Source organism: uncultured Oscillibacter sp. (assembly GCF_947654275.1).
GTDB lineage: Bacteria > Bacillota > Clostridia > Oscillospirales > Oscillospiraceae > Oscillibacter.
Genome location: NZ_CANTJS010000004.1, coordinates 14,931 through 36,341, shown reverse-complemented (window position 1 = coordinate 36,341; position 21,411 = coordinate 14,931). Strand labels below are relative to the sequence as shown.

Genomic DNA, 21,411 nt, shown 5'->3' with positions numbered 1-21,411 from the left:
CGCGCCGGAAATCAATAATACCAGTATTTCCCAAACCGCGGCGGTTTAGTCCGGCGGGAGGGGAAGGCCCGGCGGAGGAAACCGGGAAACGGCGCAAAAAAAAGAGGCGAAAAAAAAGAGGCGCAAAAAGAAGAGGCGCGAAAAAAGAGGCGCGAAAAAAGAGGCGCAAAGAGCCCCCCGCCCATCTGGGCGGGGGGCTCTTCACATGCGTTTACATGGCGTCCCGTTTGGACTGGAGGATTTTGCGCTGGAGGGCAAAGATGGCCTGCAAAAGCCGCTCCTGCTCCTTTTCCGGGAGGTTCTGGAAATGGCAGCCATACTCAAAGTCCCGCCGCCGCTGATTGCGCCATTCCACCTGACAGGTAAAGGCAAAGGGAGCCTCCTCGGAGACCACTGTCAGGTCCATCAGAAAGACGGAACCCACCTCGAACTCCTTCTTGACCGTCAGGCGGACGCCGCTGGCGCTGATGTCCTGCACCACGCAGGGCAGCTGCTCCTGTTCCCGATAGCGCTGGTTGGGGATGACCGTGCCCTTCAGCTCGGCGTGCTGGCGGAAGAAATCCCGGTGGTCCCTGCTCTGGAGGAATTGCAGGTTCTCAATGTGCCAGAAGTCCTCACAGCTGCGGCAGACGGTGCCGTTCAGGGAAAAGGCCTGCGCGTTTTTCTGGAAGCCCCGGATTTTCACCGCCTGCTTGTACATGGCCTGAGGGGCCTGGCCCTCCGGCTCGCAGCGGACCTCCAGCACGCCTGCGCCGTAGATTTTCAGGCGGCCCACAAACAGAAGATGGTTCTCCGGCGTGGTCACCTCCACCCGCATGCCGGAATAGAGCTCCGGCGGGATTTTGGAGTCCTCCTCAGAGGGAGGAGGTGGAAAATCCTCCTCCGGCGATTCCGTGGAATCCTCCTCCGGCAAGTCCAGGAAGTCGTCGTCCCGGTCAAAAAACTGCTGAATCCATTCAAGTAAACCCATTTTTGAATCCCCTTTCTCTGATTGCTGCCGGGCGGCTTCACCGGGCGAGAACCCGGTGAAGGATAACCGCCATCTCCGCCCGGCTGATCGCCGCCGTGGGGTTGAGGCGCTTGCTGGCGTTGCCCTGTACCGCGCCCATCTGAATCAGCGCCGCCACGGCGGACCGGGCATGGGCAGAGACCTGGTCCCCGTCGGCATAGGCAGAGAGCAGGGCGGTGGATGCGGCGGGGGGCGTCTGCCCGGCGGCGGTCATGGCCCGGGAGATCATGGTCATGGCGCTCTGACGGGTGATGGGAGAGGTGGGACGGAAGAGGCCGTTTTCACCCTGAACGATGCCCAGGTCCCTGGCGGTGGCGATGGCCCCGGCATAGACGCTGGAGGCCGGCACATCCGGGAAGCCGGAGGCCCCTCCGGCGGTGGAGAAGCCAAAGGCCCGGCAGACCATCAGGGTGAACTCGCCCCGGCTGATCTGCCGCCCGGGGGCGAAGGTGTTGTTGCTGTAGCCGGTGGTAATGCCGCTGTACCGCAGGAATTCAATGGAGGGCTTTGCCCAGTCCCAGCCGCTGGCCACGTCGCTGAAGGGGGTGGTACAGTAGCTGTTGGAGAGGGTGAATTCCAGGGTGTTGGTGTGGCTTCCGCCGTTGACGGAATAAGCCGTGTAGGAGACGCTGACCAGGCCCTGAAGCTCTGCCTTGGCAAGATAGATGATCTGGCCGATTTCCGGGGAGCCGTTGGGGTAATAGCGGGTGCCGGTGGTGACGGCCGTGCCGGTGCGGAGGGGGTTGGTGTAGCCCAGGTAGAGGTGTCCGGAGCCGGGCAGGCTGTTGAATTCAATATAGGAAAGCTCGCTGCCCAGAGCGCCCTGACAGGCCGATTGGAAGTCGGAGGTCCGCAGGGAGATGGGCGTGGAGCTGCCCATATACCGAAGGTGATTGCTGGTGGGGGAGTTGATGGTGATTTCCACCGTACCTGTGAAGGAGTCTCCGTTGCTGGCCCAGCCGGTATAGTGGAAGGAGACGGTTCCGGCGCTGCCGGAGGCCACGAAGCTGACGTCGTTAATCAGCCGGCTGCTGCCGGTGCGGTAATAGCTGGTGGAGCTGGTGACCTTGGTTCCGCTTTTCCGGGCGCTGTCATACTGGTAGTAGAGGGTCCCGGAGCGGGAGGCCGGCAGGTCGAAGCGGACATAGTTCAGGGTGCTGCCGGTGATGTCCCGGCAGACGTTGTTGAAGTCCGCCGCGTCAAAGCGGACGGTTCCGTCCGTGACGGTGGTATAGGTGACGGTCCGGCTGTCGCTGCCCCGGCCCACGGTGACGGACACCGTGCCGCTGAACCGGGCTCCGCTGTCGTCATAGCCGCTGAAGGGGATGGAGACAGTACCATTGTATCCCGAGGCGGGGACAAAGGTGACATTGGAGATGGAATTGGTGCCCGTGCGGTAATAGCTGGTGGAGGCGGAAACCCGGGTGCCGGTGCCGGAGAAGCTGACATAGTTGTAGTAGAGCGTTCCGGTGCTGGCGGCGGGCAGGGAGAAGCTGATTCGGTTCAGCGTGGTGCCGTTGTTGCGCTGGCAGGCGCTGTTAAAGTCCTCGGCCCGGAAGGTCACAGGCTCGTTTTCCGGCGTAGAGTAGTTCACGGTGCCGTACTCGTCTCCCACCCGAATGATGAGATTGCCGGTGAAGGTCCGGCCGGAGGTGCTGGTGCCGGTGAAGGGAACGGTAATGGTTCCGCTGTATCCCCGGGCGGGCACGAAGGTGATATAGGAAATCCGGGGGGTGGAATTGCGGTAATAGCGGGTGGAGGTGGAAACCCGGCTGCCGTAGGTGGAGCTGCTGGTGTAGTTGTAGTAGAGGGTTCCCACGCTGGAGGAGGGGAGCCGGTCGAAGCGGATGTAGTTCAGGTTGGAATTTGTGGCGTGCTGGCAGGCGTCATTGAAGCTGGACGCGCTGAGGTCCGCGCTCTGGTTGACGGCTGTGGTGCATTCCACGTCGCTGCCGGAGCCGCCGGTGGGGGAGAAGACCGTGATGCGGACGGACCCGGTATAGGGGATGCCGGAGGTGTCCGTGCAGTGATAGGTCACGTCCACGGTGCCGGTGTAGTCCTTGGCGGGAAGGAAGGTCACCTTGTCAATGGGCGGATTGCTGTTGGGATAGTACCGGGTGGCGCTGTCCACCTTGGAGGAATACTGGCTGGCGCTGTAATCATAGTACAGCGTGCCCCGGCTGGCGGAGGGCTGTTCAAAGGTGATATACCGGAGATTCCGCCCGTTCCGGGTCTGGCAGATGGCGATGAAGTCCGACGCCGAGAAGGTTACAGGCTGATTGATGGCGGTGGAGTAGGTCACGTCGCCGGTGGAGCCGACTTCCACACGGATGGTGCCCACAAAGGTGATGCCCTTGCTGTCCGCTCCGTTGTAGTGGATGACGGCGGTGCCGGAGAAGCCGGCCTTGGGCACAAAGGTGATGTCCCGAATGGGCCGCTGGTCCACGCCGGGGTTCATGTAATAGCGCTCGGTAGACCCCACGCCGTGGCCCGGCGTCTCGGGGGAGACGTAGCCATAGAAGAGGGTGCCCTCGCCGGTGGCGACTCTGAGACCGTAGATATAGTCCAGATAGCTGCCTGCCTTGTCCCGGGAGCGGCGGTCCAGGTCCGACGTCAGATCGGAGAAGGGCAGGGTCTCTCCGGCGTCAATGGTGCGGTCGATGGACTCCGCCACGTCCTCCGCCACCGTGACGGTGCAGGTGTCCGTGTAGTTCCCCGCCGTGGCGGTGATGGTGCAGGTGCCGGGCATGTGGCCGGTGATGCGGCCCCCCGAGGCGTCGGCAATGGAGGGGTTGGAGCTGGTCCACTTGACGGAGGTGGGGGCGTTGCCGTAGGTGGGGAAGGACAGGCTCTCCGTCCGGTTCACCAGCAGGTTCAGCTCGTGTTCGGACAGCAGGATGCCGGAGACCTCAATGTCGGAATGGTCGCTTTTCTCCGGGTCTGCCGCGGCGGCGGCCGTGACCACGGTTTTGCCGGGCTTCACGCCGGTGATGACGCCTGTGGAGGGGTCAATGGTGGCAATGGAGGTGTCCGCCACGCTCCAGGTCACCGTCTGGTCTGCGCCGTCGGGGTAGACCTGGGCCTTCAGCTCTCTGGGGGAGCCGGTGCGCTCCACGTAGATCGAGGTGCCCTTGGTGGGGGGTGTGGTAATCTCCACGCCGGTGGGAGGCGTGGCAGTGACCAGCACCTTGCAGACGGCGGTGAGGTTGGAGGCGGGATTGTATACCGAGACCTCCGTGCTGCCCACGGCCCTGGCCCGGAGACTGACCCGGGCGCCGGAGCTGCCGTTGACCAGATAGGCCACAGAAGGGTCCTTCACCGTCCAGGTCAGTCTGGGGTTGGTGGTATTGACGTTCTCCAGTACGGCGGTGATGGTCTCCATCTCCCCCACGCCCATAAGCAGGGTGGTGGGCTCCACCTTCAAAGACGGGTCCCGGGGGGGCGAAACCACCGTGATATTATAGTATTCACTCCGCACGCCGCCGGCGGTGGCGACGATTTGGATGTTTTCGCCGGTTTTGATGCCGGTAACCAGACCGCTGGGGCTGACAGTCGCCACGGACTGGTCGCTGCTGGACCAGGTGACCGTTTTGTCCGTGGCGTTGGCGGGCTCCACAGTGGCCGTCAGCTGGAGGGTTTCCCCCTCGGTGACTTGGTGGGACGGCCCGCTGACGGTCACTTTGGTAACCGGCACTGTGGCGGCATTCTCGACCGTAACCTGGCAGATGTCGCTTTTTCCGCCCGCTGTCGCCATGATGTCGGCCATGCCCCGCCCCACCGCCGTGACCCTCCCGGTGGAGGGGTCCACGGACGCGATGGCGGCGCTGGTGGTGCTCCAAGTGACGGCAGGCGGCGTGCTGCCGTCGGACATGGTAACCGTGGCCGTGGGGGTGAAGGTCTGTCCCACCGTCAGAGACCGGGAAGAGGGGGAGACGGTGACATTGGTTACAGTAGGAGTGGAAGAACCGCTTCCGACGGTAACAGTTGCTTGAGATGTTATATTACCATCTGGTGTGTCGTTGAACGTTGCTTTTATAACAGCGGAACCCTGCGCAATTCCGGTAATAGAGACCGTTTCACCGGAACCGGAGAGGGTTACGGCACTTGTATTTTCATTTACCCAGGTGATAGAGGTATAAGTGGTATTTGTTTCTGCGGTCAGGGTGATCGTTTCGCCAACGCTTATATTGGGACGTACCGGATCAATTTCGTAAGTGTTAATAGCAAACGCGGCAGGCGTCAGGGAACAAACCAATGCCGCCGCCAGCAGCAGGGCCAGCAGGCGGCGGTGAAATCGAAATCTCATAATAAGACCTCCTGTGTCCCACCGAAGGGTGGGTCCTTATTCCCGCCATAGCGGCGGGGACTCTATACTTCGCGCTTTCGCGGGGAACCCCCCTCTGGACTCCCCCATGACGGGGAATTTTAAGGGCGGAAAAGCAGTCCGTATCTCATTTCAATAACCCCCGTCATTGGGGGGATTCAGGGGGGTGTCCCCCCTGACGGGGATACCAAAGGGGCTGGCCCCTTTGGCCCCCGCCGGGAGGCGTTCCCCGTCAGGTGATGGGGTCATAGCTGAACCCGTCGGCCAGCCAGTTTTTGGAGGCGTTGGTCACCACGAAGCGCATGCTGTACATCTTGCTCACAGGGTGCTGCACCAGCTCCAGCTGGAGCATCAGGTTGCCGTCGGCAAAGCCCGCGTTGCCTGCGCTGTCGCAGAGGTTGGCGGTCCGCAGGGTGATGGTGCTGCCGAAGGCAATGGGGCCGAACTCGAAGTTCAGGGGGTTGCTCTTGCCCTGGCTGTCAGGGATCAGGTTGATGTTCTGCCCGGCGCTCAGCAGGGCGTTGGCGTGGATTTGGCCGGGGCCCACAACGGTGCTCGAAGTGTTCACCAGCTCCAGCCAGGTGTCGGAAGTGCTGCTGGTCTTCCAGTTCAGGTCCTCGTCAAACTGGATGGTCAGGCTGCCGTAGTACAGGGCCTGCATGGCCTCGGCGGGAGACTCAAACCACAGCGCGCCGGAAGAGGTATACATGGAGGTGCCCATGGACTGGAGCTTGGGGTGCTCCGTGTCCAGCTTGGTCAGGGGATAGTTGGCGCAGAAGGCATAGGACGAGCCCTGGGGACTGCTGGCTACGGCAATCAGCCAGCAGGGAACGCCCAGATCCATCCACCGGGAATAATCCTGGGTGAAGCGCAGGTCCGTGGTGATGTTGCTGGTTTCCCGCAGGACCAGGCTGCCCGGGTGGCCCGCGCCGGCGCTGCCGGAGATGATGATGGAGGCCACCTCATCCTGAATGGTCTTGGGAATGAACAGGTCGAAGACGGAGCCGATGGAGTTGGGTCCGTCCATCACCGAGGTCTGCATGGCCTGGAGATAGGTCATGCCATACCAGCTGCTCTGCCAGTATTTCTGATAGTCGTCGGGAATGACCACGTTGGTGGTGTCCAGCTTGGTCCGCAGAAGGGAGGGCTCCAGTCCGGCGGGGACCAGCAGATAGCCGCCGTCGGCTTCCCGGTCGGCGCTGATGGTGGCGCTGGGAGAGGCCAGGGTGATGGACAGGATGGGCCGCACCACCTTTTCCGTCTTGAAGCGGAAGGCGTACACGCCGGAGTAGGAGGTCTGACTCTCGCCCCGGAGCACGAAGTAGGCGATGTATTCCGTGTCCGCCAGCAGGCCCGTAATGGTGGGCAGGTCCGTGGCTCCGGAGTTGAAGCGGATGTTGCCGGTCTTGATCTGCTCGTTTCGGAACTGGGGGTTCATGATGTCGGTGCTTACCGGTACGGTGACAAGACCCTTGTCTCCTGTGCCGTTGAAGTTGGTGCCGTTTTCTTCCAGCTTGAGCCAGCTGGCCACATCGTCGATATTCTCCCCGTCATAGGTGGTGGGGATGGTCCCCAGAGGGGCGATGACGTAGTAGCAGGTGGTCTTGTTCCGGTTCAGCATAATGGTGATGTTGGCGGTTTCGTCGCCGGGCCGGAAGTTGGGATAGCCCCGGATGAAGGTGGGGGCGCTGGAGTCGGAGAAGGTATGGGTCACGGTGAAGGGCGTGGGCACGCCGATTTCGTTCACCGCGTTGTCGCCCGCCTGGTTGCTCTCCCAGGAAGAGGGGCTGAGGTCCGGCGTGGCCAGCTCCCGCAGAGAGCTCTGGTCCGACGCCACAATGCGGATGTCGAAGGTGATGGGCACGCTCCAGTCGCCCCGCTGGTCGGAGGAGCCCACCTTGGTGATGCGCACGCCGTATTCCCGGTGCTGCATGGTCTTCAGCTGCTCGAAGCCGTAGTTGGCAAACCACTTGCCCACGCTGATGCCGGTCCGGGGCTCCCCGTCAAAGGTCTGAATCAGGGCCCTGGTGGGGCTTTCGGTGGAGGGATTGGGAATCGTGTTGGTGCACTGCTTCCAGTTCACGCCGTCGTCGGTGTAGAACAGCTCAAATTCCACAGAGGAGGCGGCGGGGTCCGGCGCGGTGTACCAGATCAGCATATCCCAGTTGATGTCCGCGTCCACGCTGCTGGCCGTCACCGGCGTCAGGTCAAAGGTCATGTCGAAGTCCACGTTGGACCCGTTGACCGTGGCGCTGAGGGTCTTGGTCCGCTCCAGGAGGACCTGGGCGTCGATGGTGTGGAACACCGGCAGGGTAATCACGCCACGGTTGCCGCCCCGCATGGTGTTGCCCGCCATGTCGGAGATGCCTTCCACGGTGATGTAGTAATTGGCTCCGCTGGTGAGGTTCAGGGCGCTTTCGCTGGGATTTTCGTTGTAGTGGAAGGTGATGAGCATTTCACCGGTTTCCATGTCCGTGGTGATCTCCGCCTTCCGGTAGTCGATGACCCAGTCGTCCCCGATGGAGGCCTCGTTGCCCGCGTGGCGGTCCGTCACCGGGTTTTGAGGCGTGGCGTTGTTGGCGGGCCGCTGATAGAGCTTGATGTGCTCCCGCAGGGCGTCGGCCAGGGCCTTTTCCGCCGCCGCCCGCTCGGCGGAGCCGGGGGTAGCCTTGGTGACGTTGTTGTACAGCTCCCGGAAGACATTGTACTCGGCGGGAACCGTGTTGGGCCTGATGCCCTGGACGCTCTCGGAGAAGACCACGCTGATGGAGGTGTCGGGGTAGACCTCCGGCTGTGTGGTGCTCTCATTGGCGGGATGGCTGAACTCCTGATGCACCGTAGGGGGCTCGTTGTCCAGGGTGTGAATCAGCATGGGGGGCGTCAGCTCCTGGGTGTAGACGTTGTAGTTCCCCGCGTTGTCCACCGCCACATAGTAGAGGTCGTATTCCGTCTGAGGCTGAAGGCCGGTGACGTTGATGGTGTAGTCGGTATCGGCCCGGGCTGCCCGGGTGCTGCCCCGGCTCAGGGCCCCGGTGCCGCTCTGAATCTGAATCTGAGCGCCCTTGTACTGATCCGGCGTGGCGCCCTCGGTTCTGGGGTCGATGATGCCCGCGCCGTAGAAGGGGGCGTTATGCCGGACCACGGCCCAGTACAGCGTGCCGGGCTCGTTGAGGGAGAAGGAGAGGCGGACGTTTCTGGCGCCGGGGTCCTGGGGCGTCAGGTGCTGAATGACGGGGGGCGTGCGGTCCAGCGTCGTCACCTGGAGGCGGCGGACGGCGGAGCTGCGGCCGTTGTCGGCGTCATTGAGCCAGAGATAGAGACTGTAGGTGGTCTGCTCCGCCAGATAGGAGGTGTTGACCTTGGGCACCAGATAGGGCGTGTTTTTCGTCACGTCCACGATGCCGAAGCCCAGATTGCCGGGGATGGAACCGGCCTTGAAGTCCGCCGCCGTGGGAGCCACGGCGTTGTTGGGCAGCAGGACGTAGTACATCTGGCAGTTCTTGGTGGGCATGGCCATGACCTGGACCACCTGCTCCTTGTCGCTGTCCAGGGTGAGGATGGTGTAGGGATAGCCGGCGGCGAAATTGGGCACGGAGTCGTCCGGCGTGGTGAAGGCCACCGTCTTTACGGGGCTTCTCCGGCCCCGGCTGTCCACCAGCATGGCGGAAACGTAATAGGAGCCGTCCCGGGCCAGGCCCGTGAGACGGGCGGTGAATTCGGTGTTGGAGGCAGTGGCGTTGAGGGTGCCGCTGCGGATGATTCTGTTGGAGCCCGTGGGGGGACGGATCAGGTCGTCCTCGCTGACGGACCCGTCGCTGAGGGCGGTGAGGGCCCAATAGATGGTGCCCCGCTTGTTGGTGCTAAAAACCGCGTCCGCCGCCGTGGGGCCCACGTTCCGCATGACGGGGAAGCCCGTCAGCAGCCGGGGGTCCTCGGAGGACTCCGCCGCCGTCACGTTGTCCATGACCTGTCCGTTGATGTTGGAGGTGATGCCCGGCCGGACGGTGATGTTGTCCGGCAGCATGGTGGCAGAGGAGCCGGCGGCGTTGACGTTCATCTGGCTGACGCTGCCCGCGCCCGTCACGGGAACGGCGGTGTCCAGGTTCAGATTTTTGATGCTGGCCCGGTTGTCAATGCTCAGGGTGGTGCCCAGGGCCTTTTCGTCGACGGTAACCACATGGGCCATGCCCTGGGCCATCTGGAAGGTGGAACCGGGGGTGCGGTTGACGACCTCCTTGATGTTGCCCGCGAACTGGAACAGGGCGTCGTTTCCGCCCTCCAGAGAGATGAAGCGCAGTCCCAGACCGTCGTCCGTCACATCCTCTATGTAGGCGGAGGTGCGGATGGTGGTGTTCCCGATGTTGGTCAGGCCCTCGGAGCGGATGGAGAGGAACTGTTCCGTGAGGCTGTCCACCTCCAGGCTGTCCGCCGTCACGTTCCGCAGGACGATGCTGTTGGCGCCCTTTTCGGCCTCGCCGCCGCCGCAGACCACGATCTTGCCCATGACGCTGACATTTTCCAGCTCCACGTTGCCCAGACCCACGCCGCCGGTGAGGTAGAGGTTTCCGGTAATCACGGTGTCCTTCAGCTTCACGCCGGGGGTGTTGATGGTCAGGTTTCCGTAGACGCCGCCGGAGATGTTCTCCCCGGGCTCCTGAACCAGGGTGCCCAGGGCGCGGACCAGGAAGCAGGCCACCTGTCCCCGGGTGATGTTGTCCTTGGGGCGGAAGTCGCCGCTGGTATAGCCCTGGATGATGCCCAGCTCCGCCGCCTCCTGCACCAGTCCCCGGAACTGGGGCGTGATCTGGTAGCCGTCCTGGAAGCTGGTGCCCGCGCCGGAGGTGCCCTGAAGCCGGAGACACCGGCCCAGGAAGGCGGCGGCCTGCTCACGGGTCACCAGCGCCCTGGGGGAGGCGGTGGTGGCGCTGGTGCCGTTGAAGTAGCCCGCCTGATGGGCGATGCGGATGTCCTCCTCGAACCAGTCGCTGGGGAGAACGTCCGTAAAGGGGTTGGGGCCCGCGTCGGTATAGCCGAAGGCCCGGTTCACCAGGGTGACGAACTCGGCACGGGTGATCTGCCGGTCCTCGTGCATGTTGCCCGAGGCGTCGCCCCGCATGACCCCCCACTCGGAGACCTGTTCCAGGTAGGGCTCCATCCACTCCGCCGCCTGAACGGGGCGGGAGAGGACCCCGGAGAGGGCCAGCAGAATCATGCACAGGACCAGGGCGGCGAACCCTGGTCTTGTGTTCAGTCGCGCGGTGTTGGGTTTTGTCATCATTTTCGTACCTCCTGGCTGTTCGCTGACGGTTTCCTGGGAGAGGACTGGAGCTGAAGGCTGAAAACCGCCTCCCGCACGGCGACCTCCTCGTCCTCGCACATATCTACAAATTTGGTCGCGTAAAAGAAGGGGCCGCCCTCCCGCTCCTGCTTGCGCAGAACCTCGCAGCGCAGAAGCACCGGATTCTCCGTGGGGACCACGACGATTTCCGCCCGGTCGTGGAGCTCCAGGCCGTCCTCCGCCAGAAAGGCGATGCCGCCGCAGCTGAGGTCCAGGGACCGGGCGTTTCTCCGGCCCCTCCAGGCGTCGTCCAGAGGATAGAGGAAGGTGTCAAACTGCACCGGGACCCGGAGGTTCCGCCGGAGCTCGCCGTCCAGGGTGCCGAGCTTTTCCAGAAGCACCTTGTCCCCCCGCTGGCGGAGGACCCGGCAGCGCATGGGCAGATCGCTGCTGCCCATGCCGATGAGGTTTACTTCCTCATGCTCCATCACGTCGTCCACCTTGGCCTCCAGCACCAGCATCCGCATGGGCTTGCTCCCCGGCGGGGTCTCCATTTTTCCGTGGGCCAGCGGCGTGTTGGCGCTGTCGAGTATCAAATAGGTGGAGGAGTCCTGATTGGCTGTCGTCATGTTGTCACCTCTCCTTATATCATGATATCATGGTTGTTCCGGCGTCACGCCGTTCTGCTTTTTCTGTCCCTGCCCCGAGGGGTCGAAGCGGAGGAAATACACGTAAATTTCCACAATGGCCTGATACAGGCTTTCGGGGATCTCCTGCCCCAGCTGAAGCTGGGTGAGGATGGTGGACAGGGAGTTGTCCTCATAAATGGGCACGCCGTTTTCGGCGGCGGTCTCCACGATTTTTTCCGCCAGGTATCCCATGCCCGACGCGACAATGACCGGCGCGGCGTCGCCCGGTCCGTACTGAAGGGCCACCGCCTTTTTGGCGTTTCTGGCCGCGGTTCCATCAGACCTTGACATTTACACTGTTCATCCCTTCAAAGATTTTGGGGAACACGTCGGTCAGGGCGACCGGGCGCTCCATCCGCCGCACAAGCACCCGGGAGGGCTTGAGCTCATGGTTGGCGAGAATCTGGGTGATGCCGGCCTCAATCTGCCGGGAGAAGGGGGCGACCTTGTCCGGACAGGCAATCTGGATATCCACGTCGCTGTCCCGGGCCGTCAGAATGACGTCGAACAGGCCCAGGGACTGCACATCAATCTTGAAGAGGAACTTCATGGCGCTCTCCCGCCGGCCCCCCTGGCCCTGCTGCTCGTCCTCGGCGTTGGGGTCCACCCACAGCTCGGAGAACAGCATCCGCCCGTTCCACTCCAGAGGCAGAATGTAATGGTTCAGCGGCATGTAGACGCTCTCGTTGATGAGCATGGCGTGAACCAGGTTCTGAAAGGCCTGCTGCACCTCGGCGCTGCCCTCGCCCCGGAGCGCCCGGGCCGCCGCCGCGGCGAGATGGTCCGAGAACTGAATGGCCGGGGAGGAGCCCGGCAGCTGCCGGCTTTTCAGAAGCAGCAGAAGGGACTGGTCATCAATGCTTCCCAGCTGGCCCTTCAGCGTGCCGTAGCCGCTGAGCTGGTGGAAGGACTCCAGAAGCTTTTCCTCCCCGCCGTTCTCATACCGGGACACGTGAAGCGCCAGCATGGTCAGAAGGGTTCGGGGCAGGCCGAAGTCGTGGGTGCGCTCCACATAGGAGGACATATAAGGAAAGATGTCCCTCTGGAGCAGCTGGAGGTTTCCCGCCCGGTTTCCGGCGGCCATGCCGTTTTGCAGCCTGGCAATCATCTCCCGGAGCTTTTCCGCCCAGCTGGCGGGCATGGCGTCGGCCATGGCAGACAGATTCCGGAGGATGCTGCTTTCAAGGTGGGCGGTGGAGTCAAAGTCCACATAGGACTTGAGGAACTGAAGAATGTCCCCCCGGACGCCGTCGGACCCGGCCCGGGCATAGGCGTTGCGCAGCAGAGCGAACAGCGCCCCGCCGAAGCGGGACCCCGCCTTGAACTGCCCCGTGAGGAACTCCAGCAGCTGGCTTTCGTCCATCCGCAGCATCTCCAGAATCTGGGACATCTCCTCGGCGATGCCGGCGCTCATGCCGGAGAGGACGACGGTGCCCTCCCGGCCTGAGAAGATGCGGGCCAGGCTCTCCGCCGCCCCCGGCGTTCCCCGGAGACGCTGGAGGAAGGTCTGGAAATTGGAGTCGTACCGGACAGGGCTTCCCTCGCCGCCGCTCTGCTGTTCCGTGCGGCCGTCGGCCCGGCTGACCCGGCTGGGGTCCGGTACATTCTGAATTTGTGTGTTGTTGGGGGAAACCGGGATATTCCGGTTGACATTTGCGTTGTCATACCCGGGTACCGGGTTGGTTGCGCCGAGAATATCAGGCATTCGTGACACCTCGCAGAAAAAACTTGTATGGGCTACTTATTTTTTTAGCGTATCAGGTCGATAGAATTGAAAAAGGCTATAAGGTGGTGTTTTCGTGAGCAGCAACGATATTCTGGATATGTATATTTACGAGACCAACACGTTGCTTGAACAACTGGAAAATATTGTTCTTGACGCGGAAAAGGGAAATACTTTCTCCCAGGAAAACGTGAATGAGATCTTCCGCATTATGCATACCATCAAGGGATCCTCCGCCATGATGGAGTTCGATTCCCTGGCGGCGGTGGCCCACCGGATCGAGGACATGTTCTTCATCGTCCGGGAAAATACAATGGACGTGGTTTCCGAGGCGAACCGCCCCGCCATGTTTGACCTGATGTTCCATGCCATCGACTACTTCCGGGAGGAGATGGAAAAGGTCGAGGCCGAACAGCCCCTTAATAAGGATGTCGACAGTTTCCTTGCAAATATTAATAGTCTGATCGCCAAAATTAAGGGCGAGGAGGAACCAGAGCCCGCTCCCGCGCCTCCGGCGCCCGCCGCGCCGCCTCCGGCGGCGGCCCCCGCGCCTGCCCAGTCGACAGAGGGCAACGCGGATTTCCCCTTTGAGCTGCGGGTCTTCTTTGACGACGGCTGCGGCATGGAAAATCTCCGGGCCTACATGCTGCTGACCGCCATCCAGTCCTTCTGCTCCGAGGCGGATTTCCTCTATGAGCCCGCCGGGGTGGAGAGCGACGCGTCCACGGCCGAGACCATTATTGACAACGGCTTCCTGCTGATGTTCAAAAATGCGGCGGACCGGGAGAAGGCCATTCCCGAGGTGCGCTCCGCCGGCTCCGTCCGGTCCTATCAGCCCCACGACTATGTGCCCGCCCCCCCTGTGGAGGAGGAGGAACCCGCCCCCGCGCCGGAGGCCGCCGCGGCCCCCGCGCCCAAGGCCGCTCCTCCCGCTCCCGCGGTTCAGGCCGCCGGCGGCGGACAGCAGCACCAGAAGGAGAGCCTCATCAGCGTGAACCTGAGCAAGCTGGACCAGCTTTCCGCCGTGGTGGGCGAGATTGTCATTACCGAGGCCATGGTCACCTCCTCCCCGGACCTGAAGGGTCTGAATCTGGACGCCTTCCACAAGTCCGCCCGGGAGCTGCGCAAGCTTACAGACGAGCTTCAGGACGTGTCCATGTCCCTGCGGATGGTGCCGGTGTCCAACACCTTCCAGAAGATGAACCGCATCGTCCGGGATATGTGCAAGAAGCTGAACAAACAGGCCAAGCTCACCCTGATCGGAGAGGACACCGAGGTGGACAAAACCATCGTGGACTCCATCGGGGACCCCATCATGCACATGGTCCGCAACGCCATGGACCACGGCATCGAGGAGACGGCGGAGGAGCGGATTGCCGCCGGCAAGGACCCGGTGGGCGAGGTGGTTCTCTCCGCCCAGGACACCGGTAGCGAGGTCATCATCCAGATTTCCGACGACGGAGCCGGCGTCAATGACGAGGCCGTACTGAAAAAGGCCATCAAAAACGGCATCGCCTCTCCGGATGTGGAATATTCTCATAAGGAAATCCTGAACTTCCTCATGGCCCCGGGCTTTTCCACCAACAAGGAAGTGACGGAGTTCTCCGGCCGCGGCGTGGGCATGGACGTGGTGAAGAGCGGCGTGGAGAGCCTGGGCGGCACCGTCAGCATCACCAGCGAGCAGGGCCGGGGCATGACCACCACCATGCGCATTCCCCTGACCATGTCCATCATGGACGGCATGGAGGTCTCTGTGGGGGACTCCATCTTCACCATCCCCATCAACAATATCTGCTCCAGCATGAAAATGACCTCCAAAGACATTCTCCACGACTCGGTCAACGGAGAGATGGTCAAGGTTATGGACAATTACTATCCCGTCATCCGGGCCCGGGAGTTCTACAATCTCCCCGGCGGCGCCGAGGAGATTGAGGACGGCATTCTGCTGTGGCTGGAGTCCGGGGACTGCTCCTACTGCCTGTTTGTCGACGAGCTTCTGGGCGAGCAGCAGATCGTTGTCAAGCCCTTCCCCACATATGTGAACAATTTTGACATCAAGAATTACGGAATTACAGGATGCAGCATCCTGGGAGACGGCAATATCAGCATCATTCTGGACGCGGGCGGCCTCTACGCGGCGGCCCACGGCGTCTGAGAGCGCGGAGGGAGGATGAAACGATGAAGGCTGTACAGGAAGAGGCGCTGTTTCAGATCAGCAGTGAATACGACGAGACCGCACCTCAGGAGGAAGAGGTCATTGAGAGCCGCAAGCATCTCATTTTTGTGACAGATAACCTGAAACTGGGCCTGGACGCGGAATATGTGGTGGAGATTCTGAACCACCACACCGTGACCTATCTGCCCATGATGCCGGACTATATCCGGGGCATCTTCAACATGCGGGGACAGATCATCCCCATCATGGACATCCGGCAGCGCCTGGGCAAGTTCCCCCTGGAGGACGGAGAGAGCCTCCTGGTGGTTCTGAACTACAACGAGACTCAGATCGGCATTCTGGTGGATTCTGTGGAGTCGATGATCGACATTCCCAAGGACAGCATTGTGCCCATTCCCTCCCGGAGCGCTCAGAAGCTGGTTTCCGGCATGTGCACCCTGCCCGACGGCAGCGGCACCATGCTGGTGCTGGACTGTGAACAGCTGCTGGAGCCCTGAAAAAACAGGAGACGAGGCAAACACAATGGAAAACAAACAAGGGACCGGGAGCGGCTTCGCCCCCATGACAATCTCCGACGCGGACTTCAAGCGGCTGGTGTCGTTCATACAGAGCACCTACGGCATCGACCTGACCCAGAAAAAGCAGCTGATTACCGGCCGGCTGTCCCCGGCCATCCGGAAGCTGGGCTATCGGAATTTTTCCGACTTTGTCAGCCACGTGCTGGAAAAGAAGGAAAACGACGATATCATTTTGGTCCTGAACAAGCTGACCACCAACTATACCTTCTTCATGCGGGAGAAGGAGCACCTGGATTATTTCTGCCAGAATATCATCCCGGAGCTGGTCCGCCGCCATCAGAAGGACAAATGCCTCTCCATCTGGAGCGCCGGGTGCTCCAGCGGGGAGGAGCCCTATAACATTACCATGTTCCTCTACGACTACCTGGGGGCCCAGGCCAATCAGTGGGACACCCGCATTCTGGCCTCGGATATCTCCGCCCAGGCCCTGGCCAGCGCCAAGCGGGGGGTGTACTCCCTGCCGGATACCATCCCCCAGGAGTGGAAACGGAAGTACTTCACCGCCAACAAGGACGGCACCTACACCGTGACCCCCGCCGTGCGGAACAATGTGATTTTCCAGACCTTCAACCTGATGGACCCCATCCGCTTCCGCCGGAAGTTCGACGTCATCTTCTGCCGGAACGTGATGATTTACTTTGACCAGCCCACTAAGGACGCACTTGTGCGGCGGTTCTATGACGCGACGGTTCCCGGCGGTTATCTGCTGATCAGCGCCTCGGAGAACCTGAGCCAGAACGCCCCCTACCGCCGGCTGGCTACTGCGACATTCCAAAAATAACCAGTCCAAAGGAGGTGCTTTCCTGTTGTGGTAACTGGAAAGACGATCCGCGTCCTGGTGGTGGATGACTCCGCTCTGGCCCGCAGCCTCATCATTAAGGGGCTGTCCGCCCACCCCAGGATCGAGGTGGTCGGATATGCCATTAACACCCTGGATGCAAAACTGAAGATATCCACGCTGAAGCCCGATGTCGTCACCATGGATGTGGAGATGCCGGGCCAAAACGGCATTGATTTTTTGAAATCCTATATTCCCACCAACCCCATTCCGATGATTCTGGTCTCCTCGCTGAATCTGAAAATCTTTGATGCGCTGTCCGCCGGCGCAGTGGACTTTGTCCGCAAGCCGGAGCCCCAGGACAATAAGGACGCCTTTGTCACAGCTCTGAGCCAGAAGGTCATCATTGCCTCCATGGCCCGGGTCCGGGCGGCGGCGCCCGGCGTTCAGGCTCCCAGGCAGCCTCTGGCCGCTCCGGCGGCGCTGGGGGCCTCTTCTGCGCTGGACCATGTGATTGTGGGCCTGGGGGCCTCCACCGGAGGAACGGAGGCGACCCTGGAGGTCATGAAGCGCCTTCCGGCGGATATCCCCGCCATGGTGATTGTCCAGCACATGCCCAAGGGCTTCACCCAGATGTATGCCGAGCGGCTGAACCGCCTGTGCAAGATGGAGGTCCGGGAGGCCAAAAACGGCGACGAGCTCCACCGCGGGCTGGCCCTGGTGGCTCCGGCGGACCTTCAGTGCCGGGTGGTGCGCATCGGGGAGCGGTATACCGTTTCCTGCGTGCCGGGGGAGAAGGTCAGCGGACACCGCCCGTCGGTGGACGCCATGTTCCAGTCCATGTCCGAGGTGGTCCGCTGCAAAATGGTGGGCATCATCATGACCGGCATGGGCCAGGACGGCGCGGCGGGCCTTCTCGCCATGCGGAAAAAGGGCGCGTATACCATCGGCCAGGATAAGGAATCCAGCGTGGTTTACGGCATGCCTGCGGTGGCCCACGATATCGGGGCCGTCTGTATCCAGGCCAGCTGTGAAAACGTGGCCAACGTTCTGCTCCGCCACCTGAAAACCCTGGGATAACGCCTGCCGGACGCCTGAAGCCCGCTCCCTCCGGAGCGGGTTTTTTGCGCCTCTTTTTTTGCGCCTTTTTCCCTGGCTGCGGGGCGTCCGGCGGCGGAGGACCGGGGACAGGAAGAATTTTCACCGGGGATTCTTAACTTTTTCCCCCTGTGGCCGATAAGAATAATGAATAGATTTCAAGCTGACTGCGGATATTTGCGGTAAAGGATGTGAGATTGTATGCTGACTTCTTCCGGTTCCGGGCCCATTTCCTCTGTTTCCCGGCCCAAGACTTACTACACTCCACAAAAGCGCGGCGCCGCCGCCCGGACCACTGTGGAACCCAACTATGATTCGGCGGCGTTTTCTCCGCGTCCCGCGGGAAAGAGCGGCTTCCAAATGGAATTGGTCAGCCGACTGTCCCACGAGGTGCGGACCGCCACCACCACCGGCGACATTCAGGAGCTCCGCCGGGCCGTGTCCGCCGGGGAGTACGCCCCGGACCCCATGGCCATAGCCGGTCGGATGATGCTTCTGACGGAGGATTAAACAATGGATGAACAATTCCGTTCCTACCTGACCTTTCTGGGAAACCTGCGTCAGGGCCTGGAGACGCTGACGGACCTGGCGGACCAGAAAAGGGCCGCCGTGGAGCAGGATGATCTGGTGGCCCTGGACGAGGTGCTCCGGCAGGAACAGGCCCAGGCCCTCTTTTTCCGGGGTCTGGAACAGACCAGAGAAAAGCTGCTGGACGGCCTGGGGCTCCGGAACGTGCCCCTGTCCAGGGTGCCGGACCGCTGTCCCCCCGCCCTGCGGGAGGAGATCCGGCAGGCCGTCTCCGCCCTTCAGGAGCGCTACCGCGTCTATGAGGAGCATTCCCGGACGGCGCGGGAGCTTCTGGAGAAGAATCTCCGGGAGGTGGAGAGCACCATTGCCGCCATGGGCGTCAGGCCGGCCTCCCAGGGGCCGGGCTACCGGGGGCCGGGCGTACAGCTGCCCCCGTCCATGAGAACAGATTTCCGGGCCTGAGCTGGGCCCCGGGTGAGATGACAAAAGGAGTTTTTTGATATGGCCATTGGTACTTTCGGTTCCTTTACCCAGGCGCGCCTGGCGATTTACGCCGCCCAGACCGGCCTGAGCATCACGGGAAATAACATTTCCAACATCAACACGCTGGGCTATACCCGCCAGCGGCTGGATCAGACCAGCCTCCACGTGGGCGGAAGCGACCGCTATGCCAACGCCGCCGACGTCCGCACCGGACAGGGCGTGCTGTGCACCGGCGTCTCCCAGCTGCGGGACCCCTATCTGGATATCCGCTTCCGCAGCTCCAACGCCGATGTGGGCTACATGGATGCCAAGCTGAGCGGCCTCCAGCAGATTGCCAGCATTCTGGACGAGGTGGGCAAGGGCGAGCAGACCGAGGGCGACGACTTCGGCATTCTGGGCGCCGGTCTGGAGGAGATTCGCAAGGCACTGGGCAACCTGACCACCGAGACCGGCCACGCCGAGTTTGACCGGCAGGTCAAGGCCGCCGTTCAGAAGGTGGTGGAGCGCTTCAACGACTACGCCGGAAAGCTTGAAGAGCTGTATAACAACACGGTGAAAGGCCTGGAGGAGAAGGTGGAGAAGGTCAACGGGCTTCTGACCGGCATCCGGGAGCTGAACGAGGAGATTCGCAAGTGCGACATCCACGATGACAACGCCCTGGAGCTCCGGGACCAGCGGAACGTGCTGATTGACGAGCTCTCCGGCTATATAAAGATCGACGTGACCTACAGTATGGAGGAGATCTGCCCCGGCCAGGAGGTTGAGAAAATCACCATTAAATTGGACGACGCCAACCCGGACCCCACTTCCGTGACGGATACCGCCACCCTGATTGACGGCGTCTATGCCGCTCAGATTTCCATTGACCAGGTGGCCCAGAAGCGGGAGCTGGACCCCAAGGATACCACCACCTGGCCCTATCTGGGGGCCGACGGCAAGCCCGCCATGTTCCCGGAGGACGCGGCGGAGGCCAGGATTCCCAACCCGAACTTTGATGCGGCCCAGGACCCCAGCGACACCAACCCCCGCTATCTCATGGCGGACGGCACACCCACCAACGACCCGGCCCAGGCCGCTCCCGCCCGGACGCTGAATCCGAAGGCGGACCTGACCCGGCCCAACGCAGTGGGGAACGAGTGGTATCTGGATGCGGACGGGGCTGTGACCACGGACCCCAACCTCTCCCAGATCAGCTATGAGGCCAACCCGGACTACAAGCCCTATCTGAACGGAAAGGGCCAGCCCACCGCCGACGAGTCGGAAGCCAAGCTGGTCAACAATCCCAATTTCAATATGACGGTTTCCGAGCTGCGGGACCGCAAGGGCTATCTTCACTACATCACCGAAAAGCAGACGCCCATTGAGCTGCGGAAGGACGGAAACGCCGCCGCCTATCAGGAGGCCATTGACAACCTGGGGAAGACCATTAAAAACCGGGACCCGGACACCGGGAACATGCATATCGTCTCCTACCGGGAGTCCGGCAAGGACGAAACCGGCGCTCCCATCTACACCAAGTATGAATACGTGCAGGTGCTGTCCACGCCTGTCCACCTGGATGACAACGACCTTCACGGCGCACTCCAGGCGGATCGGGAGCTCCTCACCGAAAAGGGCGAGTTCATGGACACCAGCATCATTGACGGAACAAATGAGGACGCCCTCTCCTGCGACGAAAAGGCCCGCAGCAAGCGCGGCATCCCCTATTTCCAGAAGAGCCTGGACCTGCTGGCCAATCAGCTGGCCAATGCCATCAACGGGGCCAACCAGGGCTACCGCTACGACGACCAGGGGAATTATATCGGCCTGGTGATGGGCGAGGACGGCGAGCCCATGGTAGACGAGGACACGGGCCGGGTCATCGGCATGCCTGTGAGCATTCCCTACCAGAAGCTTGATGAAACCGGCGCCCCGATGGTGGACGACGACGGAAATGCCGTCATGGGCGAATATAAGCTGAACAAGGATACCAAGTGGGATAAACCGGAGGTCTGGGACGCACTTCCCAAGGAGGTCAAAACCGCCCTGGAGGCCACCGGCAAAACCGGAACCGAGGCCGTGAAGGCCTATCTCAGCCAGCCTCAGACCCACCAGGTCCAGAAGACCGACCAGGACGGAAATCCGATGGTTGACCAGAATGGCAATCCGATCATGGAAGAGGTGCCCTATACCGACGAGGATGGGAACCCCATCACAATGGGCATCTTTGAAGGAGGCGTCCTGATCAGCAACCACAATAACGGAGACGACACCACCAATATTACAGCAGGAAATATCAGTATTTCGAACAGCTGGTCCAAGAACGCGGTCTCCATCATCCGCTCCTTTGAGTGCGGCCCCGGCGAGTCGGAGCCCGCCTCCGGAGACAGCAAGAACATTCTCCACATGCAGAACCTGTTCCACACGAAGATGGACTATGTGCCCAGCGACCTCTTCTCCACCCGGGACGCCACCGGCGACTCGATGTTCAACGGAACCTTCAGTGAGATGTGGGAGAATATGGGCGGAATTCTGGGCAATGACCAGGATGTGACCAATAATTCTCTTACCACCTCTTACAAGTCCACACTCCAGATTGACACCAACCGGGCCAGTGTATCCTCCGTGGACTTCAACGACGAGGCCATGAACCTGATGATGTATGCCAAATCCTATAACGCCGCCTGCCGCTTGATGACCACCATAGACACCGTTCTGGATAAACTCATCAACAACACCGGCGTAACGACTTGATAAAGGGGGAACGC

The 21,411-nt window shown here is 61.7% G+C and carries 13 protein-coding genes; 7 read left to right on the top strand and 6 right to left on the bottom strand.

The features are described 5' to 3' along the window. Nucleotides 1-211: 211 nt before the first annotated feature. From Q0063_RS01925 to Q0063_RS01900, 6 genes are all read right to left on the bottom strand, one after another. Nucleotides 212-970 carry a PilZ domain-containing protein gene (locus tag Q0063_RS01925; RefSeq protein ID WP_297870281.1) on the bottom strand — a complete coding sequence of 253 codons (759 nt, stop codon included), beginning with the start codon at nucleotides 968-970 and terminating at the stop codon, nucleotides 212-214. Between the two features lie 37 nt (nucleotides 971-1,007). Beyond that, complete coding sequence (locus tag Q0063_RS01920) at nucleotides 1,008-5,315, bottom strand: Ig-like domain-containing protein (RefSeq protein WP_297870280.1); 4,308 nt, start codon at nucleotides 5,313-5,315, stop codon at nucleotides 1,008-1,010. 250 nt (nucleotides 5,316-5,565) lie between these two features. After that, complete coding sequence (locus Q0063_RS01915; RefSeq protein WP_297870279.1) at nucleotides 5,566-10,611, bottom strand: S-layer homology domain-containing protein; 5,046 nt, start codon at nucleotides 10,609-10,611, stop codon at nucleotides 5,566-5,568. Beyond that, on the bottom strand, nucleotides 10,608-11,240 hold the full coding sequence (locus Q0063_RS01910; protein WP_297870278.1) for a PilZ domain-containing protein: 633 nt from the start codon (nucleotides 11,238-11,240) through the stop codon (nucleotides 10,608-10,610). Before Q0063_RS01910 ends, Q0063_RS01915 begins: the two co-directional genes overlap by 4 nt. A 27-nt stretch (nucleotides 11,241-11,267) precedes the next feature. Then, nucleotides 11,268-11,591: an EscU/YscU/HrcU family type III secretion system export apparatus switch protein gene (locus Q0063_RS01905; protein WP_297870277.1), complete on the bottom strand. Its 324-nt coding sequence runs from the start codon at nucleotides 11,589-11,591 to the stop codon at nucleotides 11,268-11,270. Beyond that, nucleotides 11,578-13,005: a hypothetical protein gene (locus Q0063_RS01900; RefSeq protein WP_297870276.1), complete on the bottom strand. Its 1,428-nt coding sequence runs from the start codon at nucleotides 13,003-13,005 to the stop codon at nucleotides 11,578-11,580. The genes Q0063_RS01905 and Q0063_RS01900 overlap by 14 nt, the downstream gene beginning before the upstream one ends. Nucleotides 13,006-13,123: 118 nt before the next feature. Here Q0063_RS01900 and Q0063_RS01895 point away from each other — a divergent pair, with 118 nt between their 5' ends. The 7 genes from Q0063_RS01895 to Q0063_RS01865 all read left to right on the top strand — a co-directional run bounded on the left by Q0063_RS01895 (nucleotide 13,124) and on the right by Q0063_RS01865 (nucleotide 21,397). Further along, nucleotides 13,124-15,178, top strand: coding sequence for a chemotaxis protein CheA (locus tag Q0063_RS01895; protein WP_297870345.1), 2,055 nt, complete (start codon nucleotides 13,124-13,126; stop codon nucleotides 15,176-15,178). Between the two features lie 23 nt (nucleotides 15,179-15,201). Then, on the top strand, nucleotides 15,202-15,696 hold the full coding sequence (locus Q0063_RS01890) for a chemotaxis protein CheW (RefSeq protein WP_297870275.1): 495 nt from the start codon (nucleotides 15,202-15,204) through the stop codon (nucleotides 15,694-15,696). 25 nt (nucleotides 15,697-15,721) lie between these two features. Next, complete coding sequence (locus tag Q0063_RS01885) at nucleotides 15,722-16,558, top strand: protein-glutamate O-methyltransferase CheR (RefSeq protein WP_297870274.1); 837 nt, start codon at nucleotides 15,722-15,724, stop codon at nucleotides 16,556-16,558. Nucleotides 16,559-16,585: 27 nt separating this feature from the next. Next, nucleotides 16,586-17,635 carry a chemotaxis-specific protein-glutamate methyltransferase CheB gene (gene cheB, locus Q0063_RS01880; protein WP_297870273.1) on the top strand — a complete coding sequence of 350 codons (1,050 nt, stop codon included), beginning with the start codon at nucleotides 16,586-16,588 and terminating at the stop codon, nucleotides 17,633-17,635. A gap of 219 nt (nucleotides 17,636-17,854) precedes the next feature. After that, nucleotides 17,855-18,163, top strand: coding sequence for a hypothetical protein (locus tag Q0063_RS01875; protein WP_297870272.1), 309 nt, complete (start codon nucleotides 17,855-17,857; stop codon nucleotides 18,161-18,163). A gap of 3 nt (nucleotides 18,164-18,166) precedes the next feature. Next, nucleotides 18,167-18,643 carry a flagellar export chaperone FlgN gene (gene flgN / locus Q0063_RS01870; RefSeq protein WP_297870271.1) on the top strand — a complete coding sequence of 159 codons (477 nt, stop codon included), beginning with the start codon at nucleotides 18,167-18,169 and terminating at the stop codon, nucleotides 18,641-18,643. A gap of 39 nt (nucleotides 18,644-18,682) precedes the next feature. Continuing rightward, nucleotides 18,683-21,397: a FlgK family flagellar hook-associated protein gene (locus Q0063_RS01865; RefSeq protein WP_297870270.1), complete on the top strand. Its 2,715-nt coding sequence runs from the start codon at nucleotides 18,683-18,685 to the stop codon at nucleotides 21,395-21,397. Nucleotides 21,398-21,411: the final 14 nt, after the last annotated feature.

Excerpts from the sequence above, each read along its gene's own strand:
- Q0063_RS01875 (WP_297870272.1), top strand. The coding sequence starts at position 17,855 with ATGCTGACTTCTTCCGGTTCCGGGCCCATTTCCTCTGTTTCCCGGCCC.
- Q0063_RS01910 (WP_297870278.1), bottom strand. The coding sequence starts at position 11,240 with ATGACGACAGCCAATCAGGACTCCTCCACCTATTTGATACTCGACAGC.
- Q0063_RS01925 (WP_297870281.1), bottom strand. The coding sequence starts at position 970 with ATGGGTTTACTTGAATGGATTCAGCAGTTTTTTGACCGGGACGACGAC.
- Q0063_RS01900 (WP_297870276.1), bottom strand. The coding sequence starts at position 13,005 with ATGCCTGATATTCTCGGCGCAACCAACCCGGTACCCGGGTATGACAAC.
- Q0063_RS01895 (WP_297870345.1), top strand. The coding sequence starts at position 13,124 with ATGTATATTTACGAGACCAACACGTTGCTTGAACAACTGGAAAATATT.
- Q0063_RS01905 (WP_297870277.1), bottom strand. The coding sequence starts at position 11,591 with ATGTCAAGGTCTGATGGAACCGCGGCCAGAAACGCCAAAAAGGCGGTG.
- Q0063_RS01890 (WP_297870275.1), top strand. The coding sequence starts at position 15,202 with ATGAAGGCTGTACAGGAAGAGGCGCTGTTTCAGATCAGCAGTGAATAC.
- Q0063_RS01915 (WP_297870279.1), bottom strand. The coding sequence starts at position 10,611 with ATGATGACAAAACCCAACACCGCGCGACTGAACACAAGACCAGGGTTC.
- Q0063_RS01920 (WP_297870280.1), bottom strand. The coding sequence starts at position 5,315 with ATGAGATTTCGATTTCACCGCCGCCTGCTGGCCCTGCTGCTGGCGGCG.
- Q0063_RS01885 (WP_297870274.1), top strand. The coding sequence starts at position 15,722 with ATGGAAAACAAACAAGGGACCGGGAGCGGCTTCGCCCCCATGACAATC.
- Q0063_RS01865 (WP_297870270.1), top strand. The coding sequence starts at position 18,683 with ATGGCCATTGGTACTTTCGGTTCCTTTACCCAGGCGCGCCTGGCGATT.
- flgN (WP_297870271.1), top strand. The coding sequence starts at position 18,167 with ATGGATGAACAATTCCGTTCCTACCTGACCTTTCTGGGAAACCTGCGT.